Source organism: Alicyclobacillus sendaiensis NBRC 100866 (assembly GCF_001552675.1).
Classification (GTDB): domain Bacteria; phylum Bacillota; class Bacilli; order Alicyclobacillales; family Alicyclobacillaceae; genus Alicyclobacillus; species Alicyclobacillus sendaiensis.
Window position 1 is genome coordinate 1 of sequence record NZ_BCRQ01000001.1, and the last position, 13,583, is coordinate 13,583.

Annotated in this window: 13 protein-coding genes; all 13 read left to right on the top strand. The window is 61.6% G+C overall.

The features are described from left to right. Nucleotides 1-88 precede the first annotated feature (88 nt). The 13 genes from sigH (at nt 89) to rpsL (ending at nt 13,546) form a co-directional block, all read left to right on the top strand. The gene (gene sigH / locus AS26_RS00005) at nt 89-760 is read left to right on the top strand and encodes an RNA polymerase sporulation sigma factor SigH (protein WP_062305105.1); all 672 of its coding nucleotides are present in this window, start codon (nt 89-91) and stop codon (nt 758-760) included. 102 nt (nt 761-862) lie between these two features. Continuing rightward, on the top strand, nt 863-1,012 hold the full coding sequence (rpmG, locus tag AS26_RS00010) for a 50S ribosomal protein L33 (RefSeq protein ID WP_008339831.1): 150 nt from the start codon (nt 863-865) through the stop codon (nt 1,010-1,012). 34 nt (nt 1,013-1,046) lie between these two features. Then, a complete protein-coding gene (gene secE / locus AS26_RS00015; RefSeq protein ID WP_245629522.1) occupies nt 1,047-1,280 on the top strand; it encodes a preprotein translocase subunit SecE in 234 nt (77 codons plus the stop codon). Between the two features lie 36 nt (nt 1,281-1,316). Continuing rightward, nucleotides 1,317-1,862 carry a transcription termination/antitermination protein NusG gene (gene nusG / locus AS26_RS00020; RefSeq protein ID WP_062305111.1) on the top strand — a complete coding sequence of 182 codons (546 nt, stop codon included), beginning with the start codon at nt 1,317-1,319 and terminating at the stop codon, nt 1,860-1,862. Between the two features lie 150 nt (nt 1,863-2,012). Then, entirely contained in the window at nt 2,013-2,441 is a 429-nt protein-coding gene (gene rplK, locus AS26_RS00025) for a 50S ribosomal protein L11 (RefSeq protein WP_062305269.1), read from the top strand. Between the two features lie 61 nt (nt 2,442-2,502). After that, the gene (gene rplA / locus AS26_RS00030) at nt 2,503-3,204 is read left to right on the top strand and encodes a 50S ribosomal protein L1 (protein WP_062305115.1); all 702 of its coding nucleotides are present in this window, start codon (nt 2,503-2,505) and stop codon (nt 3,202-3,204) included. A gap of 215 nt (nt 3,205-3,419) precedes the next feature. Next, on the top strand, nt 3,420-3,932 hold the full coding sequence (rplJ, locus tag AS26_RS00035) for a 50S ribosomal protein L10 (protein ID WP_083515926.1): 513 nt from the start codon (nt 3,420-3,422) through the stop codon (nt 3,930-3,932). Nucleotides 3,933-4,002: 70 nt separating this feature from the next. Continuing rightward, entirely contained in the window at nt 4,003-4,377 is a 375-nt protein-coding gene (gene rplL, locus AS26_RS00040) for a 50S ribosomal protein L7/L12 (RefSeq protein ID WP_014465742.1), read from the top strand. A 61-nt stretch (nt 4,378-4,438) separates the two neighbouring features. After that, the gene (locus tag AS26_RS00045) at nt 4,439-5,038 is read left to right on the top strand and encodes a class I SAM-dependent methyltransferase (protein WP_062305118.1); all 600 of its coding nucleotides are present in this window, start codon (nt 4,439-4,441) and stop codon (nt 5,036-5,038) included. Nucleotides 5,039-5,433: 395 nt separating this feature from the next. Next, a complete protein-coding gene (rpoB, locus tag AS26_RS00050; RefSeq protein ID WP_373278126.1) occupies nt 5,434-8,952 on the top strand; it encodes a DNA-directed RNA polymerase subunit beta in 3,519 nt (1,172 codons plus the stop codon). Between the two features lie 48 nt (nt 8,953-9,000). Beyond that, nucleotides 9,001-12,639, top strand: a complete 3,639-nt coding sequence (rpoC, locus tag AS26_RS00055) for a DNA-directed RNA polymerase subunit beta' (RefSeq protein ID WP_062305123.1) — start codon at nt 9,001-9,003, stop codon at nt 12,637-12,639. 123 nt (nt 12,640-12,762) lie between these two features. After that, complete coding sequence (locus AS26_RS00060; protein ID WP_008339811.1) at nt 12,763-13,020, top strand: ribosomal L7Ae/L30e/S12e/Gadd45 family protein; 258 nt, start codon at nt 12,763-12,765, stop codon at nt 13,018-13,020. A 112-nt stretch (nt 13,021-13,132) separates the two neighbouring features. Further along, complete coding sequence (gene rpsL, locus AS26_RS00065; RefSeq protein ID WP_008339808.1) at nt 13,133-13,546, top strand: 30S ribosomal protein S12; 414 nt, start codon at nt 13,133-13,135, stop codon at nt 13,544-13,546. Nucleotides 13,547-13,583: the final 37 nt, after the last annotated feature.

The window sequence follows — 13,583 nt, forward strand, 5'->3', positions numbered from 1 at the left end:
GACACGGACTTGCTGTCTCAACGCAATTGATCCTCTCAAATGGCATCATGTATAATGGCGTCATTCATGAGGCTCGGGGTGATAGAGTTTGTCGACGCAGCCGACACCAAGAGACGCCGACGCGGCCCCGCCGTACGACACGGCGCCCTATGAGAAGATGACGGACGAAGAGTTGGTCGAGGCTGTTCATCGAGGGGACACCGACGCGCTCGACTATCTGATTCACAAATACAAGAATTTCGTTCGAGCGAAGGCGCGGTCGTACTTTCTCATTGGGGCTGATCGGGAAGACATCGTGCAGGAAGGCATGATTGGGCTGTACAAGTCCATCCGCGACTTTCGCGGAGACAAGCTCTCCTCCTTCAAGGCGTTCGCCGAACTGTGTATCACGCGTCAGATTATCACCGCTATTAAAACCGCCACGAGACAAAAGCATATTCCGCTCAATTCCTACGTTTCGCTGGACAAGCCCATTTACGATGAGGACTCGGATCGCACGCTGCTCGACGTCATCTGCACGGTGCGTGTCGCGGATCCGGAAGAGCTGATTATAAACCAGGAAGAGTTTGACGATATTGAGGGTAAGATGTCCGAATTGCTGAGCGACCTCGAGCGCCAGGTTCTGATGCTGTATCTCGATGGTCGCTCCTACCAGGAGATTGCCGTGGATCTCGCTCGGCACGTCAAATCCATCGACAACGCCCTTCAGCGGGTCAAGCGAAAGCTGGAGAAATACTTGACGGTGCGCAACGTGATATGATAATGTTGTGCAGGTATGAGCCCCGGTTTGGGGGTTCTTCTGTTTCTGCGTCCATGGCCGAGACATCGGTTTCGTGGTCGGCTGACACGGGGAGGTGCTAGCATGCGCGAGATCATCACCCTCGCTTGCACAGAGTGCAAACAGAGGAACTATACCACGACGAAGAACAAGAAAAATGACCCAGATCGTCTGGAGTTGAAGAAGTACTGCCCCACCTGCAACTCGCACACGACGCACCGCGAGACCCGTTGAGGCGCCGCTTGTGGCCGGCAAAGGAGCATCGAACGTGGCGAAACCGAACGATACTCTGGTGGAACTGAATCAGCACGCAAAGCGCACGGGAATCGTGGCTTTCTTCAAGGAGTCGTTCCGGGAGTTAAAGCGCGTTCGTTGGCCGAAGCGCCGTGAGGTCGTGGTGTACACGGCGGCCAGCCTTTTGGTGTGTGCCATTTTGGGTGTGCTCATCTGGGCGTTTGACATCGGTGTTTCCGCGGCGATGTCGGCCATCGGCGTAGACTAACGCGTCATGGGGGTGGCGGGCGGCTCGCCCTGCTCAATGGAGAATCTTGAGAAGCAGTGGTATGTGATTCACACATACTCCGGCTACGAGAACAAAGTGAAGAGCAATCTCGAAAGCCGCGTCCAGACGATGGGTATGGAGGATCGGATTTTCCGCGTCATCGTGCCTACGGAAGAGGCTGTCGAGGTCAAAAACGGCAAGAAGCGCGTGGTTCAGCGCAAGACGTACCCGGGTTATGTCCTTGTCGAGATGATCATGACGGACGACTCTTGGTATGTGGTGCGCAACACGCCGGGCGTGACGGGTTTTGTGGGCTCGCCTGGCGCGGGAGCCAAACCTGTGCCGCTCATGCCTCACGAAGTCGAACAGATCTTGAGTTCCATGGGTGTGAACGAAGCGAAGCCTGTGGCGCAGTTCAAGGTCGGCGACGTCGTGCGCTTGACCAGCGGGCCGTTCGCGGACATGGTTGGCACGGTCGAGGAAGTTCATCCGGAGCATCAGAAACTCAAGGTTCTCGTCTCGATGTTTGGGCGCGAGACGCCGCTGGAGGCTGACTTCACCCAGGTGGAGCACCTGCCCTGAGGTCGATGGCGCCTTCTGATTCAGGCAGCGAGCTGGCCGATGTCCTGTCGGCGGCTTTCTGTAGCTCGGTGTTTGCCGGGCTTGCATAGATGGTTTCCTGTGGGAGGGCAAACCCCGAACACCACATCTCGAGTGAAGGAGGTGGCTGTGTTGCCGAAGAAGGTCGTCAAGGTTGTGAAGCTGCAAATTCCAGCCGGAAAGGCAACGCCTGCGCCGCCGGTAGGTCCTGCGCTCGGCCAAGCGCAAGTGGGCAACATCATGGGCTTCTGCAAGGAGTTCAATGCGCGCACGGCCGATCAGGTCGGTTTGATTATTCCGGTCGTCATCTACGTGTATGAGGACCGCTCGTACACGTTTGAATTGAAGACCCCGCCGGCTTCCGTGTTGCTCAAGAAGGCGGCTGGCATTGAGAGCGGTTCGGCCGAGCCGAATCGCGTCAAGGTTGGCAAGGTCACGCGGGCGCAAGTTCGCGAGATCGCCGAACAGAAGATGCAAGATTTGAATGCTGCGTCGATCGAGGCCGCCATGCGGATGGTCGAAGGTACGGCCCGCAGCATGGGCATCACGGTTGTCGACTGACGGCAAGCGGGAGCCCGTGGGAGGTTTCAACAACCGATTACCACGCGGAGGTGAGTGAAACATGGCAAAGCTGAGCAAACGTCTCCAGGAGCTTCATAAGCTCGTGGATCGCGATAAACTGTACGACGTTGACGAGGCGATGGACCTCGTGAAGAAGACCGCCACCGCGAAGTTCGACGAGACGGTGGAGGTTGCCGTCCGGCTCGGCGTGGACCCGAAAAAGCAGGATCAACAGGTCCGCGGTGCGGTCGTGCTTCCGCACGGCACGGGGAAGACGCCCCGGGTCCTCGTCTTCGCCAAGGGCGAAAAGGCGCGCGAGGCCCAGGAGGCAGGCGCGGACTTCGTCGGCGACGAAGATCTGATTCAAAAAATTTCTCAGGGCTGGCTCGACTTCGACGTCGCCGTCGCGACTCCGGACATGATGCCGGCGGTCGGCCGTCTCGGTCGGATCCTGGGTCCCCGCGGCCTGATGCCGAACCCGAAGACCGGAACGGTGACGTTCGACGTCGCGCGCGCGGTGAACGAGATCAAGTCCGGTAAGGTCGAGTATCGCCTCGACAAGGCGGGCATCATCCACTGCCCGATTGGCAAGGCGTCGTTCGAGAAGGAGCAGCTGGTCGAGAACTTCCGCGCGCTGATGAGCGCGCTCGTCAAGGCGAAGCCGCCGGCAGCAAAAGGCACGTATGTGCGGGGCGTGACGGTCTCGTCCACGATGGGACCTGGCATCCGCGTCAACCCGCAGCGCGCCGCGGTCGGCGATTGACCCGCAGAGATCTGGCGGGAATCATGCTCGTATGCTATAACATCCATAGCGAAAGGCCGTAGACAGCAGGTCTGCCCGCTTGGGGCAGTGAAAGTCGCCTGCCGAGGCGTTTCCCGCAACGATATGCAACTGGCATGTCGAATTTCGTGGGCGCCTCGCGTCGTCGAGGCGCCTTTCGCTGTGTAGAGGTCACAATTTGCGGGGAGGTGGGCGGTTTGGCGATTCGCCGTGCCGAAAAAGAGCAGATCGTGCAGTCCGTCGCCGAGCGCATGCGCCGCAGCAAAAGCATCGTGCTCGCCGATTACCGCGGCCTCACGGTGGCAGAGGACACGGAGCTGCGCGCGCGCCTGCGCCAGGCCGGGATCGATTACTCCGTCGTCAAGAACACGCTGACGACGCGCGCCGCCGAGCAGGCCGGGATTGAGGGACTGGAGCCGTTTTTGACGGGGCCGACGGCCATCGCCTTCAGCTATGACGATCCCGTCGCGCCGGCGAAAATCCTCCATGAATTCTCGCGCGAACACAAGGCGCTCGAGCTGAAGGGCGGATACGTCGAGGGCAAGGTCGTCGACGCGAAGGAGATTGAGTCGCTGGCGAAGCTGCCGTCGCGCGAAGGGCTCTTGTCCATGTTGCTCAGCGTCCTGCAGGCGCCGATGCGCAACCTGGCGTACGTGCTGTCGCAGGTGGCCGAAAAGCAGGGTAGCGAGGCGGCTCCTGCGGCCGAGTGAACCTGGCGTCCGTGCATTCGGATGAATGTCGCGCGGTCGATGTACAACGAAATCCGATGAGGAGGGCTTTGTGATGACCACGGCTGAGATCTTGGAAGCTGTGAAAAACATGACGGTGCTCGAGTTGAACGAGCTGGTCAAGGCAATTGAGGAAGAGTTCGGCGTGACGGCGGCTGCCCCGGTCGCGTTTGCGGGTGCGGCTCCGGGCGCTGGTGAGGCGGCTCAGGCGGAGCAGACCGAGTTCGACGTGATCCTCGCGTCCGCGGGTGCATCGAAGATCAACGTCATCAAGGTGGTCCGCGAGATCACGGGCCTCGGCCTGAAGGAAGCGAAGGATCTCGTGGATGGCGCGCCGAAGCCGATCAAGGAGAAGGTCTCGAAGGAAGAGGCCGAGAGCATCAAGGCGAAGCTCGAAGAGGCCGGCGCTTCGGTCGAAATCAAGTAAGCTATCTGCAGCGCCGAGGGGTGCCCATGGGGCACCCCTTTCGCGTACCGGAGGTGGTGACGTGGATCATTACTTTCTCGGCGATCCTTCTGCACCGAGCGACGAGCGCATCGTCCGGGCCGAGGCTCGCGGCATCGCCGTGGAGTTGGTGACGGACCGCGGGGTGTTCAGCAAGGCGGGCCTTGACGAAGGGACGCGCCGGCTGATTGAATCGGTGGACCTCACGGGCGCGGCTACGGCGCTCGATCTCGGCTGCGGCTACGGGCCCGTCACGGCGATCCTCGCCCGCGCGTATCCCGGCGTTCGGTGGTGGATGATCGATATCAACCGCAGGGCCGTGGAACTCGCGCGGCGCAATACGGCGGATCTGGTCCCGCAGCCCGTGGTGCTGCAGCACGACGGCATCCCGAACGAGCTCGAATCGTTCTTCGATCACGTCCTTCTGAACCCGCCCATTCGGGCGGGCAAATCCGTGGTGTTTCGCCTGTACGAGGAAGCTCGCCGCGCCCTGAAACCAGGGGGGAAGCTGTGGGTGGTGATTCAGAAGAAGCACGGCGCGCCGTCGACGGAGGCGCGGCTGCGGGAGCTGTTTGAATCGGTGGATGTCGCGCACCGAAAATCGGGCTACTTCGTGTTTTGCGCAGTAGCGGCGCTTCGCTAGCGGGCGAAAGGTCTCGATCCGCTATCCGTCCCCACGCGAACGCCTATCTTTCGCTTGATCGCCTGCACCGTATGTGATATCATCAAGCAATGCAAAATGAGTTGTTTGGACGGATGCCTCCTCTTCGCGCATAAAATCCATTCTTTTGGGGAATAGGTGAATACGACTGGCGTGTCCATCATCGTCTAGCATGCCGAGTTGAAAGAGAAGTGCTGCACGCAAAAGTCCAGAACAGGCGGTCGCTCATCGGGCGTCGTCCTGGCGTCTTTTTGTGTGCGGCGCTTGTCTCTTTGTCTGACTTGGCTCGTCCGAGCTCAAGAAGACCTCTGATGCAAAGCCTCCTTTGCGCATCGTCCAACAAATCCGCTTGAGGGGTGACGGTTTTGCAGGGACACATGGTCAAGTACGGATGGGCGGAGCGCCGCAGCTACGCGCGCATTCGCGAGGTCCTCGATCTCCCAAACCTCATCGAGATCCAACAGAAGTCGTACGAGTGGTTCCTGCGGGAGGGCCTGCGCGAGACCTTCGCGGACATCTCTCCCATCACGGACTTCACCGGGAACCTTGTGCTTGAGTTCGTGGACTACAGCCTCGGCGAGCCCAAGTACGACGTGGAAGAATCCAAGGAGCGGGACGTCACGTATGCGGCGCCGCTTCGCGTGAAGGTTCGCCTCCTCAACAAGGAGACGGGCGAGGTCAAAGAGCAAGAGGTGTTCCTCGGCGACTTCCCGCTCATGACAGAGACGGGCACCTTCATCATCAACGGTGCAGAGCGCGTCATCGTGAGCCAGCTTGTCCGCTCCCCCAGCGTCTATTATAGCAGCAAGATCGACAAGAATGGCAAACGCACGTTCGCTGCGACGGTCATTCCGAATCGAGGAGCATGGCTCGAGTTCGAGACGGACGCCAAGGACGTCGTGTACGTACGCATCGACCGGACGCGCAAGTTGCCCATCACGGTCTTGCTTCGGGCGCTTGGATTGTCGTCCGACGCCGAGATTATCGAGCTTTTGGGCGAAGACGAGTATCTGCAGAACACGCTGGACAAGGATACGACGGACTCGACGGAACGAGCCCTCATTGAGATCTACGAGCGGTTGCGCCCGGGTGAGCCGCCGACCGTGGAGAATGCGCGGGCTCTCTTGGCTTCGCGGTTCTTCGATCCCAAGCGGTACGATCTCGCCGCCGTCGGCCGTTACAAGATCAACAAAAAGCTCCACTTGAAGAATCGCTTGCTCAACCAGCGGCTGGCGGAGACGCTCGTCGACGAGGAGACGGGTGAGATCATCGCCGAGGCCGGGACGGTGCTCGATCGCCGCACGCTGGACAGGATCATTCCGCGTCTTGCGGGCAAGGTCGGGCGGTTCACCATTCGCGGCACGCGGGATCTCTTCGAACACGACGAGATTCCCCTGCAGATGGTCAAGATCTTCAGCCCGGCGGAAGACGGCAAGATCCTGCATGTCATCTCCAACGGCGAACTGCCTGCGGATGTGAAATACATTACGCCGTCTGACATCATCGCGGCAGTCTCGTACTTCTTCAACTTGCTGCGCGGGGTGGGGACCACCGACGACATCGATCATCTGGGCAACCGGCGCCTCCGCTCCGTGGGCGAGTTGCTGCAAAATCAGTTCCGCATCGGGCTCTCTCGGATGGAGCGCGTGGTGCGCGAGCGCATGTCGATTCAGGACGCGAGCGCCATCACGCCGCAGGCGCTGATCAACATCCGGCCGGTGATCGCCGCCATCAAGGAGTTTTTCGGATCCAGCCAGCTGTCGCAGTTCATGGATCAGACGAACCCGCTGGCGGAGCTCACGCACAAGCGGCGCCTGTCGGCGCTCGGGCCCGGCGGGCTGACGCGCGAGCGAGCCGGCTTCGAAGTGCGCGACGTCCACTACTCGCACTACGGTCGCATGTGCCCCATCGAGACGCCGGAAGGTCCGAACATCGGTCTCATCAACTCGCTCTCGACGTATGCGCGCGTCAACGAGTACGGCTTCATCGAGACGCCGTACCGGCGCGTGGATCCCGAGACCGGCGTGGTGACGGACCAGATTGACTACCTGACGGCGGACGAGGAGGAAAATTACCTCATCGCGCAGGCGAACGAGCCGCTGACCGAGGATGGCCACTTCGTGGCCGAAGAAATCACGGTGCGTTCGCGCGAAGACGTGATTACCGTCAGCCGGGATCGCATCGACTACATGGACGTCTCGCCGAAGCAGGTTGTGTCGGTCGCCACGGCGCTTATCCCGTTCCTCGAAAACGACGACGCCAACCGCGCGCTCATGGGTTCGAACATGCAGCGCCAGGCAGTGCCGCTGCTCGTGACCGATTCGCCGCTCGTGGGAACGGGGATGGAGTACCAGGCGGCCAAGGATTCCGGCGTGTGCGTGGTTTCGAAGCACAACGGTGTCGTGGAGCGCGTGACGGCCCGCGAGATCTGGGTGCGCGAAGAAGCGCTGGTGGACGGGCAGGTCGTGAAGGGGAACGTCCACAAGTACAAGCTGATTAAGTTCGCGCGTTCGAACCAGAACACCTGCTTGAACCAGCGTCCGATTGTACGCGAGGGCGATCGCGTCAAAGTCGGGGATATTTTGGCGGATGGGCCGGCGACGCAAAACGGCGAGCTTGCGCTCGGCCGGAACGTGCTGGTCGCGTTCATGACCTGGGAGGGCTACAACTACGAGGACGCCATCCTCATCTCGGAGAAGATGGTGAAGGAGGACGTGTACACGTCCATTCACATTGAGGAGTACGAGATTGAGGCGCGTGACACGAAGCTCGGGCCTGAGGAGATCACCCGAGATATCCCGAACGTCGGCGAAGACGCACTCAAAAACCTCGACGAACGCGGGATCATCCGCATTGGGGCGGAGATCACCACGAACGACATCCTCGTCGGAAAGGTGACGCCGAAGGGTGTGACGGAGCTCACGGCGGAAGAGCGGCTGTTGCATGCGATTTTCGGTGAGAAGGCGCGAGAGGTGCGCGACACCTCGCTGCGCGTGCCGCATGGCGGTGCTGGAATTGTCGTCGACGTGAAGGTGTTCACGCGCGAGAACGGCGACGAGTTGCCCGCTGGCGTGAATCAGCTGGTGCGCGTGTACGTGGCGCAGAAGCGCAAGATCTCGGAGGGCGACAAGATGGCCGGACGCCACGGTAACAAGGGCGTGGTGGCACGCATCCTGCCGGAAGAGGATATGCCGTTTTTGGAGGATGGGACGCCGGTCGAGATCGTGCTCAATCCGCTCGGTGTGCCTTCGCGTATGAACATCGGTCAGGTGCTGGAGACGCACTTGGGCATGGCTGCGAAGGTGCTGGGGCTGAAGATGGCCACGCCCGTGTTTGACGGCGCCAAGCCCGAGGACGTGTTCGAAACGCTTCGCGAGGCGGGCTTGCCTGAGGACGGCAAGCAGGTCCTGTACGACGGTCGGACTGGCGAACCGTTTGAAAACCGCGTCACCGTGGGATACGTGTACATGATGAAGCTGCACCATCTGGTGGACGACAAGATCCACGCGCGGTCCACGGGTCCGTACTCGCTCGTCACTCAGCAGCCGCTCGGAGGCAAGGCCCAGTTCGGCGGCCAGCGGTTTGGCGAGATGGAGGTCTGGGCACTGGAGGCGTACGGCGCGGCCTACACCTTGCAGGAGCTTCTCACCGTCAAGTCGGACGACGTGGTGGGACGCGTGAAGACGTACGAGGCCATCGTCAAGGGCGAGAACGTTCCGGAGCCCGGTGTGCCGGAGTCGTTCAAGGTGCTCATCAAGGAGCTCCAGAGCCTCGGGATGGACGTGAAGATCTTGAGCGGCGACGAGCGCGAGATCGAGATGAAGGAGATGGACGACGACGAGGACAGCCCCGACAAGCTCAATCTGAACCTGGAGTACAACGAGGTCGGCGATTGACCCTGTGCGAGACCGATACCCAGGCACGACGATTGGAGGGTGCACAAGTTGTTTGACCTGAACAACTTTGAGTTCATGAAGATTGGACTCGCGTCGCCGGAAAAGATCCGCTCCTGGTCGCACGGCGAGGTGAAGAAGCCGGAGACCATCAACTACCGCACGCTCCGCCCGGAGAAGGAGGGGCTGTTCTGCGAGAAGATCTTCGGCCCCACGCGGGACTGGGAGTGTCACTGCGGTAAGTACAAGCGGATCCGCTACAAGGGCGTCGTGTGTGATCGGTGCGGCGTCGAGGTCACGCGGTCCAAGGTGCGCCGCGAGCGCATGGGTCACATTGAGCTGGCGGCGCCTGTCTCGCACATCTGGTTCTTCAAGGGCATTCCGAGCCGCATGGGGCTCATCCTCGACATGTCGCCGCGGGCGCTCGAAGAGGTCATCTACTTCGCGTCTTATGTCGTGACTGATCCCGGCGACACGCCGCTCGAGAAGAAGCAACTGCTCTCGGAGAAAGAGTATCGATCCTACCGTGAGAAGTACGGCTACGCGTTCAAGGCGGGCATGGGCGCCGAGGCGATTCGCACGCTTCTGCAGGAGATCGATCTGGACCGTGAGGTGGAGATCCTGCGCGAGGAGCTGCGCACGGCCCAGGGGCAGCGGCGCAACCGCGCCATCAAGCGCCTGGAGGTCATTGAAGCGTTCCGCCAGTCCGGCAACAAGCCGAGCTGGATGATCCTTGAGGCGCTGCCGGTCATTCCGCCGGATCTGCGCCCGATGGTGCAGTTGGACGGCGGCCGCTTCGCCACGTCGGATCTCAACGACCTCTACCGCCGCGTGATCAACCGCAACAACCGCTTGAAGCGTCTGCTCGATCTCGGCGCGCCGGACATCATCGTGCAGAACGAGAAGCGGATGCTGCAGGAGGCTGTGGACGCGCTCATCGACAACGGCCGGCGCGGGCGCCCGGTCACGGGGCCTGGCAATCGGCCGCTGAAGAGCCTGTCGCACATGCTGAAGGGCAAGCAGGGTCGCTTCCGCCAGAACCTGCTCGGAAAGCGCGTCGACTACTCTGGCCGATCCGTCATCGTGGTGGGGCCTGAGCTCAGGATGTACCAGTGCGGCCTGCCCAAGGAGATGGCGCTCGAGCTGTTTAAGCCGTTCGTCATGAAGGAACTCGTCGCGCGCGGGCTTGCGCACAACATCAAGAGTGCGAAGCGCAAGGTCGAGCGCGTGTCGGACGAAGTGTGGGACGTGGTTGAGGACGTGATCAAACAGCACCCGGTGCTGTTGAACCGCGCTCCGACGCTCCACCGCCTGGGCATCCAGGCATTCGAACCCATCCTTGTAGAAGGGCGCGCCATCAAGCTGCATCCGCTCGTCTGCACCGCGTACAACGCGGACTTCGACGGCGACCAGATGGCCGTGCACGTGCCGCTCTCCGCGGAGGCGCAAGCGGAGGCGCGCCTCTTGATGCTGGCGGCGCACAACATCCTCAACCCGAAGGACGGCAAGCCGGTGGTGACGCCGACGCAGGACATGGTCCTCGGCTCGTACTATTTGACCATCGAGCGCGAGGGCGCGATCGGCGAAGGCAAGGTGTTTGCCTCGGTTTCCGAGGTGGAATATGCGCTCCATCAGCGGCTCATTACGCTGCAGACGCGCATCGCCCTGCCGGCGAAGGCGGTTGGCAAGACGTCCTTCACCGAGAAGCAGGCGAACGCCCTTCTCATTACGACGCCGGGCAAGCTCATTTTCAACAGCATCTTCCCGGCCGACTTCCCGTACCTGAACTCGGCGGCGAAGTCGAATTTGCTCGGTGGTCCGCCGGATGAGACGTTCATTTTTGAAAAGGGCGTGGACATCCGCGAGGCCATCCTGAAGCGCCCTGTGCCGAAGGCGGTGATCAAGAAGGACCTGGGCAACATCCTGGCCGAATGCTTCCGCCGTTATGGCACGACGATGACGGCGGAGATCCTCGACAAGGTCAAGCGGCTCGGGTTCCACTACTCGACGCTGGCCGGCATCACCATCTCCATCAGCGACGTCGTGGTGCCGGAGGAAAAGAAGCGGATCATCGCGGAGGCCGAGGCGAAGGAACACAAGCTGAAGCTGCAGTACCGGCGCGGCCTCATCACGGAAGAGGAGCAATACGTGACCTTCAGCCAGATCTGGTCGGAGGCTAAGGAGCAGATCTCGTCCATCCTCATGGAGAGCATGGACCAGTTCAATCCGATTTACATGATGGCCACTTCGGGTGCGCGCGGCTCTAACTCGCAGATCACGCAGCTCGCCGGCATGCGCGGGCTCATGGCGAATCCGTCGGGCGAGATCATCCAGTTGGCCATCAAGTCGAACTTCCGCGAGGGCCTGTCCGTGTTGGAGTACTTCATCTCGACCCACGGCGCGCGCAAGGGTCTCGCGGATACGGCGCTGCGCACGGCGGACTCGGGTTATCTCACGCGCCGCCTGGTCGACGTGGCGCAGGACACGATTGTGCGCGAACACGACTGCGGCACCGACAAGGGCTTGCGCGTGATGGAGATCCGCGACGGCAGCGAGGTCATCGAAGATCTGCGCGATCGCCTCGAGGGCCGGGTGGCGTTCCAGGACGTGTATCACCCGGAGACGGGCGAGAAGATCATCGGCAAGAACGAGATGATCGACGAGGAAGCTGCGGACAAGATCGTCGCCGCGGGCATCAAGGAGGTCACCATCCGCTCGGTGCTCACCTGCCGCACGCGCCATGGCGTTTGCCAGCTCTGCTACGGGCGCAACCTGGCGACGGGCGACATGGTGGAGGTGGGCGAGGCGGTCGGGATCATCGCCGCGCAGTCCATCGGTGAGCCGGGTACGCAGCTCACCATGCGCACGTTCCACACGGGTGGCGTCGCGGGCGACGACATCACCCAGGGTCTGCCGCGCGTGCAGGAGTTGTTTGAGGCGCGCAACCCGAAGGGCCAGGCCGTGATCGCAGAGTTCGACGGCGTCATCACGGATATCCGCGAGGGCAAGGACAAGCGCGAGATCGAGCTTACGGGCGAGAGCGAGACGAAGACGTACCAGATCCCGTACGGCTCGCGGATTCGCGTCAGCGTCGGTCAGCAGCTGGAGGCCGGCGAGGAGCTCACGGAGGGCTCGGTCGATCCGAAGGAGATGCTGCGCGTCAAGGGCCTGCAGGGCGTGCAGAACTACCTGCTGCGAGAAGTGCAGCGCGTCTATCGCCTGCAGGGCGTCGATATCAATGACAAGCACATCGAGGTCATGATCCGGCAGATGCTGCGCAAAGTCCGCATTCTCGATGCTGGCGACACGGATCTCCTGCCGGGGACGTACGTGGACCTCTTCGAGTACGAAGCCGCCAACCGGGAGGCGCTTCTCTCCGGGAAAGAGCCGGCGGTGGCGCGTCCGGCACTGCTCGGAATCACGAAGGCGTCGCTGGAGACGGACTCGTTCTTGTCGGCCGCGTCGTTCCAGGAGACGACCCGCGTGCTCACCGAGGCCGCTATCAAAGGCAAGGTGGATCGCCTGCTCGGGCTGAAGGAGAACGTCATCATCGGGAAGCTCATCCCGGCGGGCACGGGCATGGTGCGATACCGCAATGTGGAGCCGGAGGTCGTGCGCCCTGGCGACGCGGAGGCGGCCGCGGCGGGCGAGGAGATGGCCGAAACCGAGGCCATCTCGAGCGCAGAGTGACGGCGGAAAGGCGCTGGGAAATTCGGGCTGTCGACCCGTGTTTGGTTGACAGCCCGGAAATCGCGATGATAGAATTCCCTAGTGTGCGTCAGCACGATGTTTTCCATTGAGGAGGATCGTGCGGTGTCCCTTGACGACATACGCCAAGCGAAGAAGAAGACCGTCGGCACCAACCAGACGTTGAAGGCGCTGAGGCAGCCGTCTGGTCGAGTGGTGTGCGTGTATGTCGCGAAGGATGCCGAGCCGAGAGTGACGGAACCTGTGGTGCAATTGGCGTCGAAGCTCGGAGTTCCGATTGAATGGGTCGACACCATGAGGCAACTCGGGAAGGCCTGCGGCATTGAGGTCGGCGCGGCGTCCGCCTGCATCCTGGCAGAGTAGCGACGCTTCGCTGTGGCGTGCTTTTTGTTTGCGGACCGATGAACCACCAGGGTCTGTGGTCTTGCGAGAGGGTCAACCGCGAGGATTGGAACACTTGAGAGGAGGTGCACGGGTGCCGACGATTAACCAATTGGTGCGCAAAGGCCGGAAGGCCGTCGTGAAGAAGTCCAAGGCGCCTGCGTTGCAATTCGGCTACAACAGCCAGACCAAGAAGCTGACGAACCTGCCGTCGCCCCAGAAGCGCGGCGTGTGCACGCGCGTGGGCACGATGACGCCGAAGAAGCCGAACTCGGCGCTGCGGAAGTACGCGCGTGTCCGCCTGACCAACACGATTGAGGTCACGGCGTACATCCCTGGTATCGGGCACAATTTGCAGGAGCACTCCGTCGTGCTGGTTCGCGGCGGGCGTGTCAAGGACCTGCCTGGTGTGCGTTACCACATCGTCCGCGGTGCACTGGATGCGGCTGGCGTGAAGGACCGCATGCAGGGCCGTTCGAAGTACGGCGCGAAGCGGCCGAAGAAGTAATCCTTGGTCGGCTGCGTGAGAAAGCGTCGCGTCAGCT

Bases quoted from the DNA above. Each gene is read 5' to 3' on its own strand.
- rpmG (WP_008339831.1), top strand. From the start codon at position 863: ATGCGCGAGATCATCACCCTCGCTTGCACAGAGTGCAAACAGAGGAAC.
- nusG (WP_062305111.1), top strand. From the start codon at position 1,317: ATGGAGAATCTTGAGAAGCAGTGGTATGTGATTCACACATACTCCGGC.
- rplA (WP_062305115.1), top strand. From the start codon at position 2,503: ATGGCAAAGCTGAGCAAACGTCTCCAGGAGCTTCATAAGCTCGTGGAT.
- rpoB (WP_373278126.1), top strand. From the start codon at position 5,434: ATGGTCAAGTACGGATGGGCGGAGCGCCGCAGCTACGCGCGCATTCGC.